The sequence below is a fragment of the Serpentinimonas sp. SSL01 genome (genome assembly GCF_056323735.1).
In genome coordinates this window covers 980788-1005091 of the sequence record NZ_CM150487.1, presented here as the reverse complement: position 1 = coordinate 1005091, position 24304 = coordinate 980788, and the positions used below count along the sequence as shown (strand labels likewise).

Annotated in this window: 18 protein-coding genes; 5 read left to right on the top strand and 13 right to left on the bottom strand. The window is 65.5% G+C overall.

Annotated elements, in window-relative coordinates:
- The first annotated feature begins 210 nt into the window (after positions 1–210).
- Positions 211–1074: a patatin-like phospholipase family protein gene (locus ACVMK0_RS04855; protein WP_476464648.1), complete on the top strand. Its 864-nt coding sequence runs from the start codon at positions 211–213 to the stop codon at positions 1072–1074.
- A gap of 71 nt (positions 1075–1145) precedes the next feature.
- Here ACVMK0_RS04855 and ACVMK0_RS04850 read toward each other — a convergent pair whose 3' ends face one another.
- From ACVMK0_RS04850 to hemH, 4 genes are all read right to left on the bottom strand, one after another.
- Positions 1146–2711, bottom strand: a complete 1566-nt coding sequence (locus ACVMK0_RS04850; RefSeq protein ID WP_171820284.1) for an ABC transporter permease — start codon at positions 2709–2711, stop codon at positions 1146–1148.
- 138 nt (positions 2712–2849) lie between these two features.
- Positions 2850–3908, bottom strand: a complete 1059-nt coding sequence (locus tag ACVMK0_RS04845) for an extracellular solute-binding protein (RefSeq protein WP_476464491.1) — start codon at positions 3906–3908, stop codon at positions 2850–2852.
- Between the two features lie 245 nt (positions 3909–4153).
- Positions 4154–4708 (bottom strand): phasin family protein, encoded by a 555-nt coding sequence (locus tag ACVMK0_RS04840; RefSeq protein WP_045535446.1) that lies wholly within the window; start codon positions 4706–4708, stop codon positions 4154–4156.
- Between the two features lie 273 nt (positions 4709–4981).
- Positions 4982–6073 (bottom strand): ferrochelatase, encoded by a 1092-nt coding sequence (hemH, locus tag ACVMK0_RS04835; protein WP_476464490.1) that lies wholly within the window; start codon positions 6071–6073, stop codon positions 4982–4984.
- Between the two features lie 143 nt (positions 6074–6216).
- Between hemH and ACVMK0_RS04830 the strand changes: the two genes are divergently transcribed.
- The 4 genes from ACVMK0_RS04830 to ACVMK0_RS04815 all read left to right on the top strand — a co-directional run bounded on the left by ACVMK0_RS04830 (position 6217) and on the right by ACVMK0_RS04815 (position 13387).
- Positions 6217–7365: a sensor domain-containing diguanylate cyclase gene (locus tag ACVMK0_RS04830; protein ID WP_476464489.1), complete on the top strand. Its 1149-nt coding sequence runs from the start codon at positions 6217–6219 to the stop codon at positions 7363–7365.
- Positions 7362–7985, top strand: a complete 624-nt coding sequence (locus ACVMK0_RS04825; RefSeq protein WP_476464488.1) for a YitT family protein — start codon at positions 7362–7364, stop codon at positions 7983–7985. The genes ACVMK0_RS04830 and ACVMK0_RS04825 overlap by 4 nt, the downstream gene beginning before the upstream one ends.
- Positions 7986–8084: 99 nt before the next feature.
- Positions 8085–12422: a PAS domain-containing protein gene (locus ACVMK0_RS04820; RefSeq protein WP_476464487.1), complete on the top strand. Its 4338-nt coding sequence runs from the start codon at positions 8085–8087 to the stop codon at positions 12420–12422.
- Entirely contained in the window at positions 12422–13387 is a 966-nt protein-coding gene (locus tag ACVMK0_RS04815; RefSeq protein ID WP_476464486.1) for a diguanylate cyclase domain-containing protein, read from the top strand. Before ACVMK0_RS04820 ends, ACVMK0_RS04815 begins: the two co-directional genes overlap by 1 nt.
- 9 nt (positions 13388–13396) lie before the next feature.
- Here ACVMK0_RS04815 and ACVMK0_RS04810 read toward each other — a convergent pair whose 3' ends face one another.
- From ACVMK0_RS04810 to ACVMK0_RS04770, 9 genes are all read right to left on the bottom strand, one after another.
- On the bottom strand, positions 13397–13786 hold the full coding sequence (locus ACVMK0_RS04810; protein WP_045535437.1) for a hypothetical protein: 390 nt from the start codon (positions 13784–13786) through the stop codon (positions 13397–13399).
- Between the two features lie 108 nt (positions 13787–13894).
- Positions 13895–14620 (bottom strand): response regulator transcription factor, encoded by a 726-nt coding sequence (locus ACVMK0_RS04805; protein WP_045535435.1) that lies wholly within the window; start codon positions 14618–14620, stop codon positions 13895–13897.
- A gap of 92 nt (positions 14621–14712) precedes the next feature.
- Positions 14713–16368, bottom strand: coding sequence for a sensor histidine kinase (locus ACVMK0_RS04800; RefSeq protein WP_476464485.1), 1656 nt, complete (start codon positions 16366–16368; stop codon positions 14713–14715).
- 6 nt (positions 16369–16374) lie between these two features.
- Positions 16375–16989 (bottom strand): hypothetical protein, encoded by a 615-nt coding sequence (locus tag ACVMK0_RS04795; protein ID WP_476464484.1) that lies wholly within the window; start codon positions 16987–16989, stop codon positions 16375–16377.
- 189 nt (positions 16990–17178) lie between these two features.
- Positions 17179–18285, bottom strand: coding sequence for a patatin-like phospholipase family protein (locus tag ACVMK0_RS04790; protein ID WP_476464483.1), 1107 nt, complete (start codon positions 18283–18285; stop codon positions 17179–17181).
- 101 nt (positions 18286–18386) lie between these two features.
- A complete protein-coding gene (locus ACVMK0_RS04785; RefSeq protein WP_476464482.1) occupies positions 18387–19076 on the bottom strand; it encodes an arylsulfatase in 690 nt (229 codons plus the stop codon).
- A 14-nt stretch (positions 19077–19090) separates the two neighbouring features.
- Positions 19091–21694, bottom strand: a complete 2604-nt coding sequence (locus ACVMK0_RS04780) for a TRAP transporter permease (protein ID WP_045535431.1) — start codon at positions 21692–21694, stop codon at positions 19091–19093.
- Positions 21695–21814: 120 nt separating this feature from the next.
- Positions 21815–22810: a TAXI family TRAP transporter solute-binding subunit gene (locus ACVMK0_RS04775; protein WP_476464481.1), complete on the bottom strand. Its 996-nt coding sequence runs from the start codon at positions 22808–22810 to the stop codon at positions 21815–21817.
- A 154-nt stretch (positions 22811–22964) separates the two neighbouring features.
- Complete coding sequence (locus ACVMK0_RS04770; protein ID WP_045535427.1) at positions 22965–24302, bottom strand: aspartate aminotransferase family protein; 1338 nt, start codon at positions 24300–24302, stop codon at positions 22965–22967.
- Between the last annotated feature and the right edge of the window lie 2 nt (positions 24303–24304).

Here is a 24304-nt window from a genome sequence, read left to right as displayed (position 1 = left end):
GTTTGTGCTCCTGGTTGACGTGTGCGTCAATTATGGGATAAAAACCCAGCGAGAATCCCGACTGGTAAACCCTTGCAACCCATGACCTCTCGCTTCACCGACACGCAGCCGCAGCCCCCACAGCCGCCAAAGCCCTCCATCGCAAACCCGTCGAACGCGGCGCTCCAGCCGGCCTGCAACGGCCTGACGCGGCGCGCGGCTGCGGCCGGGATGTTGCTCGCGCTCACCGGCTGCGGCACGCTGCGCATGGAGCAGCCGCCCACACCGGCCGCCTTGCCACCTGCCCCGGCCCCGCTGCGCCCGCCGCGCTTGGGGTTGGCGCTGGGGGGTGGGGCCGCGCGCGGGTTTGCGCACATCGGCGTGATTCAGGTGCTGGAACGCGAGGGCATCCGCCCGGCGCTGGTGGCGGGCACTTCGGCCGGCAGCTTGGTGGCGGTGCTCTACGCCAGCGGCATGAGCGGGCAGCAGCTCGAACAGGCCGCGCTCGAGATGGAAGAGGTGGTGTTCACCGACTGGACGCTGCCGCTCTTCAACCGCGGCCTGCTGCGCGGCGACGCGCTGGCGCGCTGGGTCAACCGCATGCTCAACAACCGGCAGCTGCAAGAGCTGACGCTGCCGGTGGGCGTGCTGGCGACCGATTTGGGCAACGGCGAAGGGGTGCTGTTCAGGCGCGGCGACAGCGGGCAGGCGGTGCGCGCCTCCAGCGCCGTGCCGGGGGTGTTCTCGCCCGTGCCCATCGCCGGGCGCAATTATGTAGATGGTGGGCTGGTGGCGCCGGTGCCGGTGCAGCAGGCGCGCGCCATGGGGGCCGAGCGCGTGCTGGCGGTGGATATTTCGAGCGGCTTGAGCGATGACTACGCCACCGACGCCGTGCGCGTGTTGCTGCGCACCTTCACCATCATGGGCCAGAGCATCAACCGGCTGGCCTTGGCCGGCGCCGACGTGGCGCTGCGGCCCGAGCTAGACGGCATCGGCAGCGCCGACTTTGCGGCGCGCCAACGCGCCATCGCCGCCGGCCGTGCGGCCATGGAACGCTATCTGCCGCAGTTGCGCCAGCAGCTTCTGCCGGTGTAGGCGTTGCTGCTGGTGGTGGCAGGGCAGGGCACAGAAGGGCGCGGCACGCAAAGCGAGAGCGCAGGCCCGCGCTATTTTTGCAGCAGCAGCTTGACCAGCAAAATCACTGGCAGCAGCCCGGCCAGCACGATGCCCAGTGCCGGCACCGCCGCGCCGCTCCAGACCGACTCGGCCGACATCTGCCAGACCCAAGTGGCCAAGGTCTCGTAGCCAAAGGGGCGCAACATCAGAGTGATCGGCAGCTCTTTCATCACATCCACAAACACCAGCGCACCGGCGACGATGATGCCCGGCGCCGCCAGCGGCAGGTGGATGCGCGTGAGGATGCGCCACTGCCCCGCGCCCAGCGTGCGCGCCGCCAGCGTCAGGTTGGGCTTGACTTTTTCCAGTGCGGCGTCGGTGCTCTGGTAGGCCACAGCCAGAAAGCGCGCCACGTAGCCATAAATTAAGCCGATCACCGAGCCGGTGAGCACCAGCCCAACGGTCACGTTGAACCAGTACTCGGTGGCGTAGTTGAGCGCGTGGTCCAGCGGCGTGAGCGTGAGCAAAATGCCCACCGCAAGCACCGGCCCGGGAATGGCGTAGCCGGTGGTGGCCAGCGTGGCCATGACGCGGGCAAAACGGTGCCCCGAAACCCGCACCCCGCTCGAGAGCACGATCGCCAGCAGCACCGCCACGGCGGCGGCCAGCGAAGCCAGCAGCAGGCTGTTGCCCGCCAGCTCGAGGTAAACCTGCGCCGTGCCCGGCGTCATGTGCTCAAACTCGGTGGCGGCCCAAGATATGAGCTGCGTGATCGGCAGCACAAAAGCCACGCCCAGCACGCCCGCGCACAAGGCCGTGGCCAGCCACTTGTTGCGGCCCTGCAGCTGGGCGCGCGGGAGTCCGGGCGATTTGCCTCCGGTTTCGTGGTAGCGCGTGCGCCCGCGCTGCGAGCGCTCGATCAGCAGCGCCGCCAAAGCCACGATGGCCAGCAAGCCCGCGAGTTCGCTGGCGGCTTGCAAATCCATCATGCCGTGCCAGATGCGCACCACCCCGTCGGCGAGCGTGGGGAAATTGAAAAAACGCACCGTGGCAAAGTCGGCCAGCGCCTCCATGAGCGCCAGCGCGACCCCGGCGGCAATGGCTGGGCGTGAAATCGGCAGCACCACCTTCCAGTAAAACTGGGCCCGGCTGTAGCCATGCACCCGTGCGGTGTCAAAGGCCGTGGACGATATGCCGCGGTAGCCGACCAAAGCCAGCATATAAACGTAGGGGTAGAGCACCAGCGCCATCACCGTGATCGCGCCCAGCGGCGAGCGCACCTCGGGAAACCAGGCCGCGCTACCAAACCACTGCACCAGCGTGCCTTGCACCGGCCCGGCGGCATCGAAGGTCGCCATGAACACAAAACCCATGATGTAGGCCGGAACGGCCATGGGCAGCATCAGCAACCACTGAAACAGCGTGCGCCCCGGGAATTCGTAGGCCGTGACCAGCCATGCCAGTCCGGCGCCCAGCAGCAGCGTGCCGACCCCGACCCCGAGCAGCAGCAGCAGGGTGTTGCGCAGCAGCAGCGGCAGCAGCGTGTCCCACAGGTGTTGCCAGACTTCTGGCGTGGGGCTGAGCAAGGTGGAGGCGACGATGAGCACTGGGAACACCGCCAATGCAGCAATCAGCGCAGAAATGGCAGTGGCCCCCAGATGCCACTGCCTTTTGTTTTGCACGACCGGAACGCTGCTAACTGCTTGCGACATTATCAGGTTGAATAAAACGCGGTCGTGCGGGGTAACGTTGGGTTAACGGTAAGCAGCGCGGTCCAGCAGACGGATTGCGTCGGCTTGCAGGCGGCCGAGTTCGCGCAGATCGAGGCGGTCGCCGCGGAAAGGTCCAAAGCCGGCGATGATCGGGTGCACTGGCGCCGCCGGGTTGGCCGGGTACTCGTGGTTCGAGCCCGAGAACAGCTCTTGGCCGCGCGGCGTGCTGATCCACTCGAGCAAGCGCAGCGCGTTGTCGCGGTTTTGCGCGTGCGTGGTGATGCCGGCACCGCTGATATTGACGTGCACACCACGGTCGCCGACGGCTTGGTTGGCCCACATCAGGCGCACCGGGAACGCCGGGTTGGACTGCAACAAGCGCCCGAGGTAGTAGTGGTTGGTGATGGCCACGTCGCCGCCGCCAGCGGCCAGCACCTCGAGGATGCGGGTGTCGCTGTCGATCAGCTGCGGGTTGTTGGCCACCCAGCCGCGCACCACTTGCTCGGTGCGGGCTTCGCCGTGGGCGGCGATCATGCTCGCCACCAGCGATTGGGTGTAAGAGTGCGTAGCCGGGCGCATGACCAAGCGGCCGCGCCACATCGGGTCGGCCAGCGCCTCGAAGGTGGACAGCTGCGCCGCCTGCACCCTTGCTGGGTGGAACAGAATGGTGCGCACGCGCTGCGTCAGGCCGAACCAATGGTTGCCCGGGTCGCGCAGGTGCGCGGGAATGTTGCTGCTCAGGGCGGTGCTGGTGACGGGCTGTAGCAAACCCTGGGTGGCGGCCAGCGCCAAGTTGCCGGCATCGACGGCGATGAACATATCCGCCGGGGTGTGGCGGCCTTCGGCACGGATGCGCTCGCGCAGGCCGGCGTCGGGGCCGCTGGTGAAGCGCACGCGGATGCCGGTTTCGCGGGTGAAGGTCTCGAACACGCCCTCGACGCCGTAGTGGCGCGAGCTGTAGATGTTGACCACGCCAGCGCCAGCGGCGGCCGCGGGTGCGCCTTGGGCAAAGGCTTTGGGCAGCGCGGCAACCGACAGGGCGGCACCCGCCACCGATGCAGCCCCCAATTTAACGACCAGATTTCTTCTGCTGACTTTCATGTGTACCTCGATTATGCAATTGAACCAGACAAGTGCCGCTTCGTTGCCCGCAGACCCAAAGCAAGCCATGGTGCGCTAACTACGCATAGTGATGATAGCATGAACGCAAACCATTCTTGTTTATTTCTAAGGCGAAAATCGGGCGCAAAGGCGGTCTTGGTGCCGCACCAAACGCAAAAGCGCGGCCCCCAAACGGGCGGCCGCGCTTAAGTGCCAGCAGGGTAGGGTGCTCGGACTACTGTGGCTCAGCGTTTTTTGCTGGCGCTGGCGCTGGCGACTTTGGTGCCGCTGAGCGCGTTGTCGCTCATGGCCTGGAAGTTGGTTTGCGCCACTTCTGTGGCTTGCTTGACCGCGCGCTGCACGGTTTCCATGGCATTGTTGGCTGAGGCCACGGCATTCTTCATCACCGCCACAGCGGTTTCGGATCCGGCCGGGGCGTTGCGGGCCACATTGTCGACCACGGCCATGAATTTTTGTTGTGCCTCGGCACCTTGGTTTTCGGCGAATTTGGCGAACTCGCCGCCGGTGCCCGCAGCGATTTCGTACAGCTGACGGCTGTAGGCGGCGGTTTTTTCAGCCAGCGGCTGCATCAGGGAGGCCTGCAGGGCCATCAGCTCTTGTGCGTCTTTGACGCTCATCAGCGCCTGGGTGTTGCTCGAGGTGTCGGCCAGCGCCGCGCGGGTGGCTTGCATGTTGAGCTCCAACATGCGCTCTACGCCCTCAAAGGCCTTCTGCGTCAGGCCAAAAAGGGTTTCGACGTTGGCTTTTTGCGCGGCAAGCATCTGTTCGGGGGTCAGCATGGTGAGGCTCCTGAAAAGGGTGGTCAAGTCAGAGGGTAAGGGCAGCTGCGACTCGGCTCTAGACCCTGCACCGCGCCCTGCAGCAGTTCGTCAAAACGACCGCACACGCTGGGGCTGCTTTTGCTGCGCCGCAACATGAGCTTTCATTATAGATTCGATTTGTGACTGCAACAAGACCTTTGAGCCCCAGTCCTGGCGCCGCACGGTCTGTGTCGCAGGTTTATTGCGCCAGATCAAAGCGGCGGCTTGACGCGCTGCAGGGTGCCGTGCCCGTTACTCCTGCGCCCCCATCGCCAGTGCACGTGCGCGACTGGCCTCGGCAGCGCTCGGGTCGGGGACTGCTCGGGTCGGCCAGCCAGCCAGGTGCTGCTCGCACAAGGCAGTTAGGGCGCGCATGCCTTCGGTGCTGTCGTTGAGGCAGGGGATGTAGTGGAACTCGCGACCGCCGGCTTGCATGAAGGCGGCTTTGGCTTCGAGGGCGATTTCTTCCAGTGTTTCGATGCAGTCGCAAGCGAAGCCAGGGCAGAGGGCATCGACCCGCGCGACACCGCTGCGTGCCAGCTCCACCAGCGTCGGTTCGGTGTAGGGTTGCAGCCACTTGGCGCGGCCAAAGCGCGACTGGAAAGTAACGCGGTATTGATCGCGGCTCAAGCCCAGCGCCTCGGCCAGCAGGCGCGCGGTTTTGTGGCATTCGCAGTGGTAGGGGTCGCCTTTGTCGAGGGTGCGCGCCGGCATGCCATGAAAGCTCAGCAGCAACACATCGGGGCGGCCATGCGCCTGCCAGTGGCGCTGCACCGAGGCTGCCAGCGCGGCGATGTGCTCGGGCTGGTCGTGGTAGTTGCGCACCAGCCGCAGTTCGGGCAGGTTGCGCACCGTGCGGCCCCATGCAAACACGGCGTCGGCCACGCTGGCTGTGGTGGCGGCGCTGTATTGGGGGTAGGCTGGCAGCACCAGTATGCGCGTGCAACCGGCGGCCTTGAGCGCGTCGAGCCCGCTGGCCACCGAGGGCTGGCCGTAGCGCATGGCCCAGCGCACCTGCACCTGGTGGCCGCGTTCGCCCAAATAGCCCTGCAACAGCGCGGCTTGGCGCTCGGTCCAGACCTTGAGCGGCGAGCCCTCGGGCAGCCAGATGCTGGCGTATTTGGCGGCCGATTTGCGTGGCCGCAGCCGCAGCACCACGCCGTGCAAAATCGGCCACCAGAGCAGGCGCGGCAGCTCGACCACCCGCGGGTCGCTCAAAAACTGCGCCAGATAGGGACGCAGCGCCGCCGCCGTGGGGGCGGTGGGGGTGCCGAGGTTGCAGAGCAAAACCCCGATATGCGGGGTTTTTCCGTGTTGATGAGGGGGTTCGGGGCGCATGGGCATGTGCTATTCTCGCTCAGACCAGATGTCAGAGAACTTTTGGGTGTACGTCAAGGTTTGAGGGGCAAAGCTGCAACGGGCAGCTATGTACGGCTCGGCGGATGCTGGGGCCGAATGGACGCGATTCAATCAATAAAAGCCTAGCCATGACTGCCGCTTCACTTCAGCCCAAGTTGCACTGGGTTGTCGACACCCATTGGCGGGTGCGCGCGCTGGCCTTTCCGGTCGCTTTTCTGATCTTGACCTTGCACCTATGGGGTCAGGGTCAGCCGGCGCTGGTCTGGGTGCTGCTTGGCTTGCAACTGCTCATCTACCCGCACCTGATTTACTGGCGCGCGCGGCGTGCACCCGACCCCAAGCAAGCCGAGTTGCACAATCTCTTGCTCGACAGCTTTTTGTTTGGGGCTTGGGTTGCGTGGCTGGGTTTTCCGGCGTTCATCGGTTTCATGTTCTTCATCAGCACCGCCATCAACAGTGCGATTTTGCGCGGATTTAACGGCATCGTCTGGTCTCTGGCCCTGTTTGCCGTAGGTGCTTTGCTGGGTGCCGCGCTGGGTGGCTGGCATTTTTACACGGATGAAAGCGGGTGGGTCAAGCTGCTGAGCATGGTCGGGATTTCGGGCTATCTGTTGGGCATCGGGGTGTTGGCGCACCAGCGCACCCAAGTGCTGCGCCACACCCGCGCCACGCTGCGCGCGCACGAAGCTGAATTGCAGGCGCTCAACGCCGCGCTGTCGGATCGCTTGCACCAGATCGAGCGTCTGCAGGTCGAGTTGCGCGAACAGGCCGTCCGCGACCCGCTCACCGGTTTGTTCAACCGGCGCTACCTGCAATCGACGCTGGAACGCGAGTGGGCGCGTTGCCAGCGCGAGGGGGTGCCCCTGTGCGTGATGCTGCTCGACATCGATCATTTCAAGCAAGTCAACGATCGCCACGGGCACGGCGTGGGCGACCAGGTGCTGGTGCGCTTGGGGCAACTGCTGCTCGAGCAGAGCCGCCGCGAAGACCTTGCCTGCCGCTACGGCGGCGAGGAGTTTTTGCTGCTGCTGCCCGGTATGGGGGCGGATGAGGCTTATGAGCGGGCGCAAGCGTGGCGTCAGGCTTTTGCCGCATTGGACATTTTGGTCAACGGGGCGCGTCTGAGCCTGAGCCTCTCGGTCGGGGTGGCGGTGGCGCCAGATCACGCCAACGAGCCCGATTTGCTCATCCACCAAGCCGACATGGCACTCTACGCCGCCAAGGCGCAAGGCCGCAACCGGGTGGTGTTAGCTGAGGCCGGCCGCATGCACCCATGAAACAGCCGCCGCCTCACGGAGTTGCTGCGCCGCCCCACAGCGTTTTCGAAGATGTGCAGGGCCTGCTGGTGGGCAGCCTGTTTGTGGCCTTGGCCGTGCTCATGTTTCAGCAGGCCTTGCTGCTCACTGGCGGCACCACCGGGCTGGCCTTTTTGCTGCACTACGCCTTGGAGTGGCCCTTGGGCTGGCTGATGTTTGCGGTCAATCTGCCGTTTTATGTGTTTGCCTGGCTGGCGCTGGGGCCGGTGTTCACCCTCAAAACCTTTGCCGCCGTGGCCTTGCTGGCGCTGTGGGTGCAGTGGCTGCCGCTGTGGCTGGCGTTCGAGCGGCTGCACCCGGTGCTGGCGGCGGTGCTGGCCGGCTTGCTGGCCGGTACCGGTATTTTGATCATCTTGCGGCACCACGCCAGTTTGGGTGGCCTGGGGATCATGGCGGTGTACCTGCAAAAGCGCTTCGGGTGGCGCGCCGGGGTGGTGCAAATGGCTTGTGATGCGCTGATATTGCTGGTCGCGTTGTGGTTGTTGCCACCCCTGCAGGTGCTGCTCTCGCTGCTTGGGGCTTTGGCGCTGAACATGGTGATCGCCGTCAACCACCGCAGCGGGCGCTACATGGGGGTTTGAGGGGGGTTTGTGGCTTAATCAGAACTGCGAGCTCGATGCCCGATAATGCCCGCTGCGTGCGGCTTTAAGCTTTGCAATCTGTGTTTTGGGAATTTCCATTTGGCTCTGCAACCCGATATCGGGCACCCGGTCAACGCCCTGTTCATGCTGGCCACACACACCGAAACGGCTGTGGTGGTCACCGATGCGCGCGGGCGCATCGAATGGGTCAACCAAGGCTTCGAGCGCATTACGGGCCACATTCTGCCCGAGATATTGGGCCAGAGTCCGGGCCGCCTGTTGCAGTCTGCACAAACCGACCCGCAGGTGCTGGCGCAACTCAAGCAGGCGTTGTGCGACGAGGCGCCGTTCAAAGGTGAACTGCTGAATCGCCGCAAAGACGGAGGCCACTACTGGGTGGCGCTGGAAATCCAGCCCGTGCGCGATGACTCGGGCCGCCTCAAGGGCTTCATTTCGCTGCAGCAAGACATCACCGAGCGCAAAAACGCCGCTGCGCGCCTGCGCGAACAAAGCGAGCGGCTGCACCTGATTTTGAGCGGCACCGGGGCCGGCACCTGGACCTATCAGGTCGATGAAGCGCTGTTCACGGTCGATGAGCAGTTTGCGGCCATGCTGGGCGATGCACCGAACAGCCTGCGGGGCGATACCGAACACCTGTATGCACGCATGCACCCCGACGACCGCCCGCGCGTGCGGCAAGCGCATCAGCTGCAGCTGAAGGGCTCGCAGCTACTGAGCGAGGTCGAGTTTCGCTTGCGCCACACTCAGGGGCATTGGGTTTGGGTGCTGAGCCGCAGCAGCGTGCAGCGCCGCCACCCCAACGGCCGTGCAGCGCTGATTGCCGGCATCTTGCTCGACATCAGCCTGCGCAAGGGCGTCGAACAGCAACTGATGCTCGAGCGCGAAGAGTTGGTCGGGGTGATCGAAGGCACCCAGGTCGGCACCTGGCGCTGGAACGTGGAGACTGGCCAATTGCAGATCAACCACAACTGGGCGGCGATGATCGGCCACGAGGGGCAGGAGCTGGAACCCCTGACGGTGGCCTGGTGGAGCGAGCGCGTTGAAGCCAACGATCTGACGCGCACCATGCAGCAGATCGAAGCCCACCTGAACGGCGAGAGCCCATTTTTTGAGTCCGAATTCCGGTTGCGCCACCGCCTCGGGCATTGGGTTTGGGTGCATTCGCGCGGCAAGGTCATCAGCAGCAGCCCAGACGGGCGCCCGATCTGGATGGCCGGCACCCACACCGACGTGACAGCTGCCAAGCTGGTCGAAGTCGAGCTGCAGCACGCCAACGAGCGCTTTCGCTTGGCGGCGCGCAGCGCGCACATCGGGGTCTGGGAGATCGACATCGCGACCGGGGCGGTGGTCTGGAACCGGCAGATGCGCGAGCATTTCGCCATCGAGCACGACCTGCCTTCGGATGAGTTGCGCCGCCTGTGGCGCGCGCGCGTGCACCCGGGCGATCTGCTGCACACCCACGCCTTGCTGCTCGACGTGCTGCACTGGGGCAAGCACTACGAGGCCGAATTCCGCGTCTGTTGGCCCAGCGGCGAAATCCGCCACCTCAAATCCGCTGGGCTGGTGATCGATAACGAAGGCCAAGAGCGCAGCCGCATGGTCGGCATCATGCAGGACGTCACCGACTTGCGGCGCAAGGAGGCGCAGTTGCTGGCCAGCCGCGCCTTTCTCGACAACGCCGGGCGCATCGGCGGCGTGGGCGGCTGGATGGTGCACCGCGAGCACATGCGGCTGGAATGGACGGCGCACACCTTTCAAATCCACGGCCTGCCCGACGGCCAGCAGCCCACGCTGGAGCAGGCGCTGGCGCACTACCCACAGCCTGGGCGGGCACAATTTGAAGCCGCTTTGCAGCAGGCCTTTGAAGAAGCGCATCCGATCGACTTGGAGCTCGATTTGCTCGCCGCCGGCGGCCAGCCGCGTCGGGTGCACCTGGTGGGGGAGCCGCAGCTGCAGGCCAGCAAAGTGGTGCAAGTGATTGGGGCAGTCCAAGACATCACCGAGCGCGAGGCCCAGCGCCAGGCGCAGCGGGCGGCCCTGACCCACGCCAAAGAAATGGCCGAGGCCAACAGCGCCGCCAAGAGCCAGTTTCTGGCCAACATGAGCCACGAAATTCGCACCCCGATGAACGCCATTTTGGGCATGTTGGCGCTGCTCAAGAAAACCGGCCTGAATCCGCGCCAAGCCGACTACGCCCTCAAGGCCGAAGGGGCCAGCCGCGCCCTGCTGGGGCTGATCAACGACATTTTGGATTTTTCCAAAATCGAAGCCGGGCGCATGGTGCTCGATCCGCGCCCATTCTCTTTGGACGAGCTGCTGCAAAACCTCTCGACCCTGCTGTCCGTCAACCTGGGAAGCAAGCCGCTGGAGCTGCTGATCGACGTCGATGCCCGAGTGCCCGATCGGCTGGTGGGCGACGACCTGCGCTTGCACCAGGTGCTGCTGAACCTGATTTCCAACGCCATCAAGTTCACGGCCCAAGGCGAGGTGCTGCTCAAAATCGAGCTGCTGCGTCAAACGGCGCAGCAAGTGGAGCTCGAACTGACGGTGCGCGACACCGGCATTGGCATCGCCACCGAGCACCAAGAAAAAATCTTCAGCGGCTTCACCCAAGCCGAAGGCTCGACCACGCGCCGCTTTGGCGGCACCGGGCTGGGGTTGCCGATCAGCCGCCATTTGCTGCGCCTGATGGGCAGCGACATCCAACTGCTGAGCGTACCCGGGCGCGGCAGCATCTTTAGTTTCACGCTGTATTTTCCCCTGCCAGACGAGCCTGCAGGCTTGGCCGAGGCGCCGGTGCCGGCGCTGCTGCCGCGCGCGCGTGTGCTGTTGCTGCACGGCTACGAGCCCGCGCGAACCTTGCTGCAGCGCATGCTCAGCGCTTTGGGCTGCGACTGCGTGGCCTTTGACTCCAGTGCAGCTTCGCTGCAAGCCTTGCATGAACTGTTCCAGCCTGCCGCGCCGGGTAGCCCCAACCAGCCTGCGGGCTTTGATGTGACGGTGGTAGATGGGCATTTTTTTGAGCCCGCTGATTTAACACCGCTCGATCGCCTGCGCCAGTGCGTGCCAGCCGCTCTGTGCCCGAAGCTGATCTGGCTCACGACACACGGCCGCGACCTGTTGGGTGCGGGTGCCGGGGCAAACGGAGCCGGCACCGCAGCCGGTGCGGGCCACGCAGTGCAGCTGGTCAAGCCGGTCACGGCCCCGATGTTGCGCCGGGCACTCGCGCAAGTGCTGCGGCAGCCCGAACACGCTTGTCAGCCCGCCACTTCCCCTTCCAGCCCGATACCCGCGCTGCGCTTGCCCGGTTTGCGCCTGCTGGTGGTCGATGACAACCGCATCAACCAGCAGATTGCGCTCGAACTGTTGCAAGGCGAGGGCGCCACGGTGGCGCTGGCCGACCACGGCCGCGCGGCTTTGCAGCTGCTCGGTTTTGATACGCACGATCGGGCGCCGACGCACCCCAAGCCAGCCGATTTCGATGTCGTGCTGATGGATTTGCAGATGCCTGAAATGGACGGCCTCACGGCCAGCCGCCGGTTGCGCGAGGGCTTGGGCCCATTCTGTCCACCCATCATCGCCATGACCGCCAACGCCATGGAAAGCGACCGCCAGGCGTGCCTGGAGGCCGGCATGGTGGACCACATCGGCAAACCCTTTGAGCTCGACCAGCTGGTGGCCAAGCTGCGCCGCTGGGCCGGCCTCGATGCCTTGGCCGAGGTTCAGGCCGACAAAGAGGTGCCGGCGCAGACACTCGGCGGCACCGCCCCGGTGCTGGACTTCGAAGCGGCGCTGACGCGCATGGGCCGCCAGCCGCATTTGTATCGCCAAGTGGCGCAAGAAGTGGCGTCTGCGCTGCCTGGCTACGCCCACAGCGTGCGCGGCTGGCTTGAGCCTGATCGATCGCCTGCGCTGGAAGCGGTGGTGCGCGAACTGCACACGCTCAAGGGCTTGGCTGCCACGGTGGGGGCGCAAGCTTTGGCGCAGGAGGCAGCGCGCGCCGAGGCGGTTTTTGTCGGCTTTGGTCGCATGGGCGCTGCATCGACCGACGCCGAGCAGCGCCTACAAAGCGAGCCCTGCTTGTTGGCCGTGCTGGATGCGCTGCAAGCCGCCGCAGCCGCGTTGCAGGATTTTTTGGCGCTGCCGCCGCCGCTGCCCACCTGCGAGCCCAAGCCCGAGGAGCCGCCCGCCGAGGGGGTGCTGCCCAGCCAGACGCTGCAGGCAAGCTTACAGGGCTTGCGCGGTTGTTTGCTGGCCTTCGATATGCAGGCGCTGGATTGGGCGCAGCAGCTGGCCACGCAGCACGCCAGCGACTTGGGCGAGCGCTTGCCACCGCTGCTGCAGGCCGTGCAAGGTTTGGATTTTTCTGCTGCATTGCTGTTGTGCGACGCCTGCCTGAATGAAAATCCCCCCTGATGGAACTTGCTCAACCCTCCCCAGCCGAAACCCCGTTTGGGGGCGAACTCGAGCGCCGGCCGCGCCTGCTGGTGGTCGATGATCAGCCCGTCAACGTGCAGTTGCTCTACCGCGTGTTTGCCGCCGACCACCAGGTGTTTGCGGCCACCGAAGGCAACAAGGCGCTTGAGATCGCACGCCAGCAGCAGCCCGACCTGATCTTGCTCGACGTCGTCATGCCAGAACTTGACGGCTTTGAGGTCTGCCAGCGCCTCAAGGCCGACCAACTCACGCGCGACATCCCGGTGATCTTTCTCACCGCCAACGCCGACCCCGAATCGGAAGCGCATGGGCTCGACGTGGGAGCGGTCGATTTCATCGGCAAGCCCTTCAACACCAAAGTGGTGCGTGCGCGCGTCAAAACCCACGTCACGCTCAAGCGCCAAGGCGATTTGCTGCGCCGCTGGGTGTTTCTCGACGGCCTGACCGGCATCGCCAACCGGCGCCACTTCGACGAACGGTTGGCCGTCGAGTGGGCGCGCATCCAGCGCAGCGGCGCACCCTTGAGCGCGCTGCTGATCGACGTGGACCACTTCAAACGCTTCAACGACAGCCACGGCCACCAAAGCGGCGACGATTGCCTGCGCCGCGTCGCGGCTGCGCTGGCCAGCGGCTTGCAGCGCCCGACCGACCTGGTGGCGCGCTACGGCGGCGAGGAATTTGTCTGTCTGCTGCCCGATACCGACGAGTACGGCGCCCAGCACATGGCCGAGCAATTGCGCCAGCGCGTGCACCAAGAAACCCAGCCCGGTGTCAGCGGCGCACCTTGGCCAGCGGTGACGGTGAGCATCGGCGTGGGCAGTGCGCGCCTGGACCTGATGCACAGCGCCGACGATTTGCTGCGCGAGGCCGATCTCAACCTGTATCGCGCCAAAAAAGCCGGCCGCAACGCCGTTCGGGCTGGGGCCGCTGCGTTGTCGGCCTAGTGCCAGCGCTCAGTCGGCGTATTCCATGTCCTCGATGGCGTCGCGCAAGGCCAGCAGCGGATCGGGCTGGGTCGGGTCTGGGTTCACGAACTTGGGGTCGCCGGCCTGATCGAGGGCCTCCATCCAAGCAGCGGGCGGCTTGAGGCGGTGGCGGCGCACCAGTTCGAGCAAAAACCGTGCTTGGGTGGCGCGATCGCCGCTGGCGGGCCACTGCGCCAGATCGGCCCGCAAACGCCGCCGGCGCACGCGGCGCCAAACCATGCCCCACATGCCGGCCGCAAACGCCACCACACCGAGGGCAAAAAACGCCCACCAAAAAATGATGCTGCCCGGCACGTGGGCCAGCGGCGCTTCGGTGGGGACGATGTGTGAGCGGTGCAGGGGGCTGTAGGGGAACATGCTGGGTCAAAGGAAGGTACCCGGTTCGGGCGCCGGCAAGCGAGTGTAGCGCCCCGACCGCTCTGGCTAAACACCATGCACCCCTCCGGGCCGCAGGCTGGCACAGCTTCAGCCCGGCGCTTGCGGCCCAGAACCGACGGGGGTGGGTTTGGGTGTGGCAGCGGCGTCGAGCCGGTAGCCCAGCCCGCGCACGGTTTTGATGAGGGCCAGTTCGTGGCCGTCGTCGATCTTGGCGCGCAGGCGCCTAATATAAACCTCGACCACGTTGGTGAGCGGGTCTTCGTAGCTGCCCCAGACGTTGGCCAAAATGCGTTCGCGGCTGTACACGCGCCCGGGCGCGCTCATGAGCAGCTCCAGCAGCGCCAGCTCCTTGGCCGTTAGATGCAAGGCGCGACCGGCGCGCCAGCACTGCATCTGGTCGCGGTCAAACAGCAAATCGGCCACCTCCAGCGTGCGCGCAGCCTGCGCCAGCGCCGTCGGGCGGCGCAGCAGCGCCTCGATGCGTGCCAACAGCTCGTCGAAAGCAAAGGGCTTGCCCAGATAGTCGTCGGCCCCGCAGCGCAAGCCCTGCACCCGGTCTTCGACCCCATCGAGCGCGGTGAGCATGAGCACCGGCATTTGCAGGCGCTCGGCGCGCAGCCGCTGGCACAACTCGATGCCGCTCATGCCCGGCAGCATCAGGTCGAGCAGCAGCAAGGCACAGGGGTGCTGGCGCAGACGCAGCAGCGCCTCTTCGGCGTTGGCCACGCGTTGGGTGCTGTATCCTTCTGCAGCCAGCCCCCGGCGCAGAAAATCGGCCACCCGGTCGTCGTCTTCCACGATCAGCAAATACATGGGCAGGGCGCTCTAAAAAATGGAGGGGCGGCGTTCAATTGCTTGGGGGATCGCAAAGGGGCGCAGTGGGTGAAGGGCGGTTTGGGAATGGCTTAGGCGGCCGCAGCGGCGGCGCCGGCCAGCGGCAGCTCGATTGTGACGCGGGTGCCGCCAACCGCCAAGGCTTCCATGGCGATGCTGCCCCGGTGTGCGAGCACGATCGCGCGCGCGATCGACAAACCCAGACCCAAGCCTTCGGGGCTGCGCAGGCGCGCGGCTTCGCTGCGGAAGTAGGGCTCGAACACCTGCTCGGTTTGCTCGGGGTCGATGCCCATGCCGCTGTCGCTGATGGCGATGCGCAGGCACTGCGCCGCCGCGTCGGGCTCGGCCTCGATCTGTACTTGGCTGCCGGCGGCGCTGTAGCGCACCGCGTTGTCGAGCACGATCACCAGCGCTTGCTGCAATTTGTCGAGGTCGGCTTCGAGCACGCAATCGCCGGCGGCGGCGCTGGCTCGGTCCAGCAGCTCGATGCCGCGATTCGAGGCGATGGCCTGCATCTGCTGCTGCGCCCCTTGCACCACGGCGCGCAAGCGCACCGGCGCAAAGGCGTAGCTTTGGGCGCTGGCGCTCGATCGCGCCAGCCGCACCAGCTCTTGCACCCGCTGGCCCAAGGCGGCGGCTGCCGTGACGATGCGCTCGAGGGCGCCGCGATAGGCGGCGTCTTGCACGCCAGCCTGCCCGCCGCTGCGCAGGGCGATTTCGGCCTCGCCCCGAATGACCGTGACCGGGGTGCGCAACTCGTGGCTGATTTCGGCAAAAAACCGCTGGCGCCGCGCATCCACTTGCAGCAGCGCCTCGTGGCTGCGCATCAGCGCCTGGGTGCGCTCGGCCACGGCGGCGTCGAGCCCGGCGCGCAAGGCCTCGTTTTGGCGTTGATTGGCTTCGAGGCGACGGGCCAATGCGTTCAATTGCTGGCCGATCAGGTTGAACTCGTCTGGGTTGGCGGTGTCTGGGCGCTGCCGGTAGTCGCCATCGGCCAGCGCCTCGGTGGCCAACCGCAGCTGCCTAAAAGGTTGATGCAGGCGGCGCATAAAATAACCGGCTGCCAGCAAGCCCCACAGCGCCGACAGCAGCATGAGCCCCAGACTGGAGCGCTGCAGGGTGTCTAGCGTTTCGTTTTGCTGCGCCATGGCCTGCTCGGTGGCCTCGCGTTGCTGCGCAATCGCAGCGGCCAGCTCCTTGCGCATGTCGCGCCCGCCGTGGTGATCAAATACGGCAGCAGCCTGCAACCACATCAGGGCCTGATCTGCAACCGGACTGCGCGCCGTGGCGGTGCTGGCTTGCAGCACGTAGGCCCGCATGGCGTCAAAATTGGCACGCAAAAGGGCGATCGGGTGGCTTTGGGGTGCGGCGTGCGGTGACGATGCGGTCTGGGTTGCCGAGCTGCCAGCAGGTGTGCCAGAGGGTGGCGGCAATGGTTGCAGCGCCTGCAGCCGCTCCAGCTCGTGCAGCGAGCGCTCCATTTCTTGCAGCAGTTGGTTGCGCGTGTCGGCACTGCCTTGGCCGGTCAGGGCCGTGCCTGCCAACCAGACCAGCAAGCGCTGTTTGTTGGCCGCCAGCGCCTGGTACTCGGTGAGCATCTGCTGGGCGTCGCGCGTGAGAGCAGACTGTGCGCTGGCGGTGCGCACGGCCCACACCGAAAAAGCCGCCTGCACTGCGCTGAGCAGGATCAGAACCGCAAAGGCAATGGTCAGGCGGCTAAGCAACACGGCAGATTAAGAGCCGGTGAAGGGCAGCGAGGAGTGGTGCAGCACGATGCGCAGGTTGCCTTGGGGGTCGAGTCGGTAGCCCCAGGTTTTGTCCACCGTGGTGCGGCTGCCATCGCGGTTGGTCAGGGTGACGTTGCCCATGGTTTTGGCGATGTCGCCATGGATCAGCACGGCGGCGTTGCGCACCTCGACGTGGGTCCAGCCCTTGAGCGCGAAGCCGCGGTCATTCGGGAAGGCCGGGTTGTTGCCGACAAAGTAAGCCAGTGCGCCTTCGCGCGTGGTGCGGAAGGTGTGCGGTGCCGTGGTCAGGGTGGGCTTGAACAGCACCGGGCCCATCTGAAAGCCGTAGGCTGCGTCGAGCACGGCCGAGGCGGTGGCGGTGGCACGCGCAAGGCCGCCGCTGGCGTAATCGCTGCCGATCTGCACCAGCGCCCGGCCCCAGGCTTGTTGAGCAGCCAGCACCTGGGCTTCGGTGATGGTGCGCGCTGCGGGGGTGGCGGCCGGTGCGGTAGCCGGTGCGGCAGCGCGGGGGGCGCTGGCGCCTGCGGCATAGGCATGAGCCTGTGTCGAAATAACCAGACCCGAAGCCAAGAGGGCTGCGCCCAGAAGTTTGAGTTTCATCTCGAAAAATCCTTTAAATCGATAGTCAACTGCGGCCACGGCCCATCGCCATGACTGCAGTTTATTAAAGCCCTTGCAGCCTAGCGCTGGCTAACAAACGCATGAAGGAAAGCTTAAGGTCAGATGAACGCCAGATGAACAACAGCTTGCGCCTGTGGCTGCGCCAAGTGCCAAGCGGCCAGCCAAAGATCAGCCAAACAATGCCTCGACATCAATGCTCGAACGCCGCCCGACCAGCGCGGCGCTGTCGTGCAACCAAGCTTGGGCGTGCGCGCGGCCTTGCTGGTGCAGGTGCTGCAAAAACGGCGTGTGCGGGATCAGTTTGCTCTCGCTGTGCGCAAGGCTGTCGAGCTCTTCACCGCCGATGAGGTGGAAGCGCTGCTGCAGCAGTCGCTGCAGCCCCGGCGTGGCGCTGGGCAGCGTGCGCGCGTGGCGGGCGGCTTGGGCGAAATGGCGCATCTCGTTCATGAAGTGGGTGCCAAAGCCCAGTTCGACCAAACGCGTTTTGATTTCGGCCAGGCTGCGCGGGGTCTGGCTACGGCGCAGGGGGTTGAGCAGCACCAGCAGCACATCGGGCGTGGCGCAGTCGTAAACCAGGGGCGCGATGGCAGGATTGGCGCTGTAGCCGCCGTCCCAGTAGGGTTCGCCATCGATGTGGACGGTGTGGTGGATTTTGGGCAGACAGGCCGAGGCCAGCAACACCTCGGCGCTGATCTCGTGCTCCCTAAACAGGCGCAAGCGCCCGGTGTTGACTTGGGTGGCACCGATGTAGAGCTTGAACGGGCAGTCGCGGCGCAAGCGCTCGAAGTCGATCTGGCGCTCGAGCAAATCGCGCAGCGGGTTGAGGTCAAAGGGGTTGAGCTGCGCCGGCGTGAACTGAGCCGCCCAGTGCGCCAGCAAACGCCCAGCGGGGGCCAGGCGCACGGTCTCGCCCTTGCTGCGCACCAGGCTGGCGGGCAGGTGCTGGCCGAGTTCGCCCCAGAACTGGGCCAGCGCAGCGCGCGCACCGGCACGGCCAGCGCGCACCCAACCATCGGCCAGCAACACGGCGTTGACGGCGCCGGCGCTGCTGCCGCTGAGGCCCTCGAGCTCCAGCGCCTCGTGCTCGAGCAAGGCATCGAGCACGCCCCAAGTGTAGGCGCCGTGGGCGCCACCGCCTTGCAGGGCCAGGTTCAGGCGCAGCTTTTGCGGGCCGGGGCTGGCGTGGCCAGGGCGCAGCCAATCCTGCCAGCGCGCCAGCGCCCGGCGCCACGCAGGCTCGGGCTCAGGGGGAGGGGTGGGGGTGGGGTCGGCCATGTGCAGTGCGCGCCGCGCGCGCTCGGCAGTGCGGCTGCAGTTGCAGTGAGTGTAGCGGCCCCAGCAGCGTATTGGGCTTGCGTTTCGGGCTGTGGGCCGACTCAAGTGTGCGGCTGGTGCGCGGGAGCGACCTCAGGAACCAAGCGCTGGCGCAGGGCCAGCACGGCACTTGTGGGCGCTGTCAAAACCGGGAGCGTCAACCGCTCCCGGATCAAAGGTGCCGCGCGCGCCATGCTGAACTGCGCCAACGCGATCAGCGCGCAGCCCTTCGACTGGAGCTGCAGGGCTGCTTCGAGCACGCTGGCATCGTGTGCGGCCGCGTCTTGGCGCTGCAGCGCCTGCAGGGCGTGCGGCACGCAGGCTGTGAGCACTTGGGCGTTGGGCCCAAACTCGGCTGGCAGTGCCTCGAGGGTGGGCGCAAACGAAGCGATCAAACCGATTCGTCCCCCCAAGCCCAGCGCCTCTGCGACCATGGCTTGATAGGGCTTGAGCACGGTCAGGTGCGGCCGGCGCGCCGCCACGCCCTCGATGCACGGGCCAAAAGCCGAACAGGTGTACAAAATCGCTTGCGCGCCACTGAACTCGGCGTAGGCAGCCAAGCGCTCGAAGCGCGTGTGCATCGCGGCGTCGAGCCCGGTGCGCGCCACATCGCTGGCCAAGCTGTCGTCGAGCAAATTCATGCGCTGCGCCGCGGGCCAGTGGCGCTCGAAAGCGTGCGCTATCGGCGCCACCGACTGCTCCAGCGCATGGATCAGGGCGATGCGCGGCCCGGGTGCAGACACGGCTTGCACAAGGGGCTCCTGGTTCAAGTCGAGGCAACCGTCGCCGTTGCCGACTTGAGGCGGCTATTGCGCCGCCACTGCAACCCAATGATCAGCCCCAACAGGGCCAAAGCCGGGATGAAAAACCACTCAGGTTCAGGCCGCTCGTTGGGCACGTCGAGCCCGGTGATGCGAAAGCCCTGCTCGATGCCTTGGCGATCGGCCACGCTGCGGAACTGCACAGCCATGACCATGTACCCTTGGCCGTCGAACATGGCCGTGATGCCGGCGTGGCGCAGGCGCTGGGCGGGGTCGCCTGCGGGCCCGAGCGGCAGCAAAACCCCTTTACTGATCTCATCGCCTTCAAGGTTCATGCCTTCGACCGAGAGCCGCTTGCTGGCATTCGCCGGAGCCGTTTCCAGCGCTTGCACCATTTCTTGGCCGCTCAAAGAGGTAAAGGGCGGCGCCACCATGTCCATCCAAAAATTGGGGCGAAACAGGGTAAAGCAGATCAGCAACAAGGCCACGGCCTCATACCAGCGGTTGCGGGCAAAAAAGTGCCCCTGCGTGGCGGCGGCAAAAATCAGCATGGCCACCGTGGCCGTCACCACGGTAAGCACCAGATCGAATGGCCCGGTCAAACCTATCAGCAGCAATTGGGTGTTGAAAATGAACAAGAACGGCAAAATCGCGGTGCGCATGCTGTACCCAAATGCAGTGATGCCGGTTTTGATCGGGTCGCTGCGTGCAATCGCCGAAGCGGCTATCGAGGCCAAACCCACGGGTGGTGTCACATCGGCCATCAGGCCAAAATAAAACACAAACATGTGCACCGCAATCAGCGGCACGATCAAGCCCTGCTGCGCCCCGAGTTCAACGATCACCGGCGCCATCAAGGTGGCGACCACGATGTAATTGGCGGTGGTGGGCAAACCCATGCCCAGCACCAAACAAATCAGGGCCACCAGCACCAGCATCAGCGTCAGGTTGCCGCCCGAGAGGATTTCCACCAGTTCGGTCATGACCTGCCCGACGCCAGTGAGCGAGACCGTACCGACCACGATCCCGGCCGCCGCCGTCGCTAGGCCAATGCCGACCATGCTCTGCGCCCCTAGGGCCAGTCCGTCGATGAGGTCTTGCACCGCAAAGCGAAAATTGGCCCAGACGCGCCGGTCGCCGCGCATCAGACCCAGCAGGGGTTTTTGCGTCAGGATCAGAAAGATCAGGAATGCCGTGGCCCAAAAGGCCGACAGCGCCGGCGAGAGTTGCTCGACCATCAGGCACCAGATCAGCACCACCACCGCCAGCAGATAATGCAGCCCGGACTTGACGGTCGGGCCGGTTTCAGGCAGCTCGAACAAAGGGGAATCGGGGTCGTCCAGCTCCAGTTCGGGTAGCTTGGAGCTGAACCACAGCAGGCCAAGATAGGCAGCCAGCAACCCCAGCAAGATCACCGGCAGCGCCGCCTCACCCAGTGTGCTGCGTATGAAGCCGATGCCGTAGTAGGTGAGGCCGGCGAGCACGATGAAGCCCGTGATGGTCGTCAACACCGACAACATGCGCTGGGCAAAGGTGGAGGCGTGGCGGCGCGGCAAGCCCTGCATATTGGCTTTGACGGCCTCTAGGTGCACGATGTAGAACAGCGCGATGTACGAGATGAGGGCGGGCAACAAGGCGTGCTTCATCACCTCGACGTAGGGAATGCCCACGTATTCGACCATTAGAAAGGCTGCGGCGCCCATTACCGGCGGCATGATCTGGCCGTTGACCGAGGCCGACACCTCGACTGCACCCGCTTTGTCGGGGCGGTAACCCACGCGTTTCATCAGCGGAATGGTGAAGGTGCCGGTGGTGACCACATTGGCAATCGATGAGCCGGAAATCACCCCGGTGGCGGCCGACGAAACCACGGCCGCCTTGGCTGGGCCGCCGCGCATGTGGCCCAGCAGGGCGAAGGCGCTTTTGATGAAGTAGTTGCCGGCGCCGGCTTTGGCCAAGAGTGAGCCAAACAGCACGAACAGAAAGATAAAGCCGCTCGACACCCCCAAGGCAATGCCGTACACCCCTTCGGTGGTGAGCCAGAAATGCGACACCGCGCGGTTGATAGAAGCCCCTTGGTGCGCCATCAGCTCGGGCATGATGGGGCCGGCAAAGGTGTAGAACAAAAACACCAGCGCCACGATCACCATGGGCAAACCCAGCACGCGCCGGGTGGCCTCCAGCAGCAGCGTGCAACCTATCACCGCAACGTACACATCCATGGTCGTGGGCAGCCCGGGGCGTGCCGCCAATTCGCGGTAAAACAGATACAGATAGCCGGCACAAAACGCCCCCACCAAAGCGAACACCCAGTCGAGCAAGGGCACGCGGTCGCGGGGCGAACGCTTGCGCGCTGGAAACAGCATGAAGGCCAGAAACACCGCAAAAGCCAAGTGGATGGAGCGGCTTTCGGTGTGATCGAAAATGAAAATGCCCAAGGCAAAGGGCAGGGGTGAGGCAATCCAGAGCTGAAACAAGGACCAGCTCACGGCCACGATCAGCAGCAACTTGGCGATCGCTGGGCCGGGTTTGCGCCCCCCGGTGTCGGTCTCTTCGACCAGTTTGTGGACATCGACCGGGGGTTTGTCGGATAGGTTGGTAGCGCTCATCTAAAGGCACCTGATTCAAAAAACGGCTATGGCGGCAAGGCAACAAGAAACGCCCAATGCCAGCCTAGCCGACATTGGGCGCAAGGGCGGGTATGCCCTGGTTGGAGTTGAAGCTACAGATCAGCGAATCCAGCCGCGCTCACGGAAGTAGCGTGCGGCACCGGGGTGCAGCGGTGCGGTCAAGCCGTCGCGGATCATGGTCTCGTGGCTCAGGTTTGCCAGCGCTGGGTGCAGGCGGCGGAAGGCGTCGAAGTTCTCAAACACCGAGCGCACCAGCAGGTACACCGATTCCTCTGACGCACTGGCCGAAGTCACCAAGGTGGCGACCACGCCGTAGGTCTGGGTGGGTTGGTCGTTGCCGCGGTACATGCCAGCCGGGATGGTGGCACGGGCGTAGAAGGGGTTTTCGGCAATCAGCCGATCGACCGCCGGGCCGGTGATGTTGACCAGCCGCGCGCCGCAGGTGGTAACGGGGTCGAGGATGTTGGCACTCGGGTGGCCGACGCCGAAGAAGAAGGCGTCGATGCGGTTGTCGCACAGGGCGGCGCCGTGCTCGTCGGGGCGCAGCTCGGAAGCGAGGCGAAAGTCGGCCGTGCTCCAGCCCATGGCGGCGAGCAGCTTGTCCATGGAAGCGCGGTGCCCGGAGCCCGGGTTGCCGACGTTGACGCGGCGGCCACGCAGATCGCTGAAGTTGCGCACATTGGCGTCGGCGCGTGCCAGCACGGTAAAGGGCTCGGGGTGGATCGAAAACACCGAGCGCAGTTCACGGAAGGGGCCCGCTTGCTGGAAGGTGCTGGTGCCGTGGAAGGCGTGGTGGTTCAAGTCGGACTGGGCGATGCCGAAATCGAGGTCGCCGGCGCGGATGGTGTTGATGTTGGCCACCGAGCCGCCGGTCGATTCCACCGTGCAGCGGATGCCGTGGCGCGCGCGGTCTTGGTTGATCAGGCGGCAAATCGCCCCACCCACCGGGTAGTAAACGCCGGTGAGGCCGCCGGTGCCGATGGTCATGAAGCGCTGCGGCGTTTGCGCGCTGGCCACGGGGGCGGACGCCAAGGCCACGGCGGTGAGCGCGGCGACGGACAGGCCGGATAGGATTTGCTTCAGGGTGGTTCTCATGGGTGGAGCTTCCAGAGTCGTTGAAAATGTGCCGCATGCGATGGGCGGCGCAAGATGCCAGTTTGTGACCAGCGGGTTGCAGTTTGTAACACGGTTCGGCCACATGGGGCCTTATGGTTTCCCCGAATGGAAGAGAAAAATCTGCAACACCGGGCTACAAAATTTCAAGCAGGGCCGCATCGAGCGCCGCGCGCAGCCGCTGCACGATCAGCGCGGTTTCGTCTTCGCTGACGATGAACGGCGGCGCCAGCAAAATGTGGTCGCCCGTGCGGCCATCGACCGTACCGCCCATCGGATAGACCATCAGGCCTTGCGCCATGGCCGCCCGTTTGAGGCGCGCATGCAGGCGCAGCGCCGGATCGAAACACTGCTTGCTGGCGCGCTCGCGCACCAGCTCCAAGCCCCAGAACAGGCCACGGCCGCGGATATCGCCCACGTGGGGGTGCTCGGCGAATGCCGCTTGCAGCAGCTGCTGCAACTGCAGGCCGCGCTGGCGCACGGCAGGCAGCAGCTGGTCGCGCTCGATCACCCGCTGCACCGCCAGCGCCGCCGCGCACGCCACCGCGTGCCCCAGGTAGGTGTGGCCGTGCTGGAACAGGCCGCTGCCCTCGGCCAAGGCGGCCACGAGGTGCCCTTGGGCCAGCACGGCCCCGATGGGCTGGTAGCCGCCGCCCAACCCCTTGGCTATGGTGAGCAAATCGGGCGCCACGCCTTCTTGCTCGCAGGCGTGCAGGGTGCCGGTGCGGCCCATGCCGCACATCACCTCGTCGAGGATGAGCAAAATGCCATGCCGGTCACAGAGTTGGCGCACCCCTTTGAAATAACCTGGCACCGGGGTGAGCACGCCCGCCGTGGCGCCGCCCACGGTCTCGGCCACGAAAGCAATCACATTTGCGCCGCCCAAGCGCTCGATCGCTGCCTCCAGTTCGCGCAGCAGGCGCTGGCCGTACTGCTCGGGCGACTCATCGGGCGCGCAGTCGCGGTAGGTGTAGCAGGGTGAGACGTGCTCGACTTCGATCAGCAGCGGCTCGAACTGGGCCCGGCGCCAGGCATTTCCGCCCACCGCCAAAGCGCCCAAGGTGTTGCCGTGGTAGCTCTGGCGCCGGGCTATGAAGTGGCGCCGCTGCGGTTGCCCGATCTCGACGAAATACTGTCGCGCCAGCTTGAGCGCGGCCTCCACCGCTTCCGAGCCGCCGCAGACGAAGTAGGCGTGGCTCATGCCGGCGGGGGCGTTGGCAACCAAGTGGTTGGCCAATTGCTCGGCCACTTCGGTGGTGAAAAAACTGGTGTGGGCGTAGGCAAGGCGGTCGATCTGCTGATGCATCGCGCGCAACACCTCGGGGTGCCCATGCCCCAAACAGGAAACGGCCGCGCCACCGCAGGCGTCAAGGTAGCGCTGGCCGTGCTCATCGGTGATCCACGCCCCCGAACCACTCACCGCGCGCGGCGGCAAGTGCTGCAATTGGCGGTGCAAGACGCGGGTGGTTTGCATGG

Bases quoted from the DNA above. Each gene is read 5' to 3' on its own strand.
- ACVMK0_RS04855 (WP_476464648.1), top strand. From the start codon at position 211: ATGTTGCTCGCGCTCACCGGCTGCGGCACGCTGCGCATGGAGCAGCCG.
- ACVMK0_RS04845 (WP_476464491.1), bottom strand. From the start codon at position 3,908: ATGAAAGTCAGCAGAAGAAATCTGGTCGTTAAATTGGGGGCTGCATCG.
- ACVMK0_RS04840 (WP_045535446.1), bottom strand. From the start codon at position 4,708: ATGCTGACCCCCGAACAGATGCTTGCCGCGCAAAAAGCCAACGTCGAA.
- hemH (WP_476464490.1), bottom strand. From the start codon at position 6,073: ATGCCCATGCGCCCCGAACCCCCTCATCAACACGGAAAAACCCCGCAT.
- ACVMK0_RS04830 (WP_476464489.1), top strand. From the start codon at position 6,217: ATGACTGCCGCTTCACTTCAGCCCAAGTTGCACTGGGTTGTCGACACC.
- ACVMK0_RS04825 (WP_476464488.1), top strand. From the start codon at position 7,362: ATGAAACAGCCGCCGCCTCACGGAGTTGCTGCGCCGCCCCACAGCGTT.
- ACVMK0_RS04815 (WP_476464486.1), top strand. From the start codon at position 12,422: ATGGAACTTGCTCAACCCTCCCCAGCCGAAACCCCGTTTGGGGGCGAA.
- ACVMK0_RS04810 (WP_045535437.1), bottom strand. From the start codon at position 13,786: ATGTTCCCCTACAGCCCCCTGCACCGCTCACACATCGTCCCCACCGAA.
- ACVMK0_RS04805 (WP_045535435.1), bottom strand. From the start codon at position 14,620: ATGTATTTGCTGATCGTGGAAGACGACGACCGGGTGGCCGATTTTCTG.
- ACVMK0_RS04795 (WP_476464484.1), bottom strand. From the start codon at position 16,989: ATGAAACTCAAACTTCTGGGCGCAGCCCTCTTGGCTTCGGGTCTGGTT.
- ACVMK0_RS04790 (WP_476464483.1), bottom strand. From the start codon at position 18,285: ATGGCCGACCCCACCCCCACCCCTCCCCCTGAGCCCGAGCCTGCGTGG.
- ACVMK0_RS04780 (WP_045535431.1), bottom strand. From the start codon at position 21,694: ATGAGCGCTACCAACCTATCCGACAAACCCCCGGTCGATGTCCACAAA.
- ACVMK0_RS04775 (WP_476464481.1), bottom strand. From the start codon at position 22,810: ATGAGAACCACCCTGAAGCAAATCCTATCCGGCCTGTCCGTCGCCGCG.
- ACVMK0_RS04770 (WP_045535427.1), bottom strand. From the start codon at position 24,302: ATGCAAACCACCCGCGTCTTGCACCGCCAATTGCAGCACTTGCCGCCG.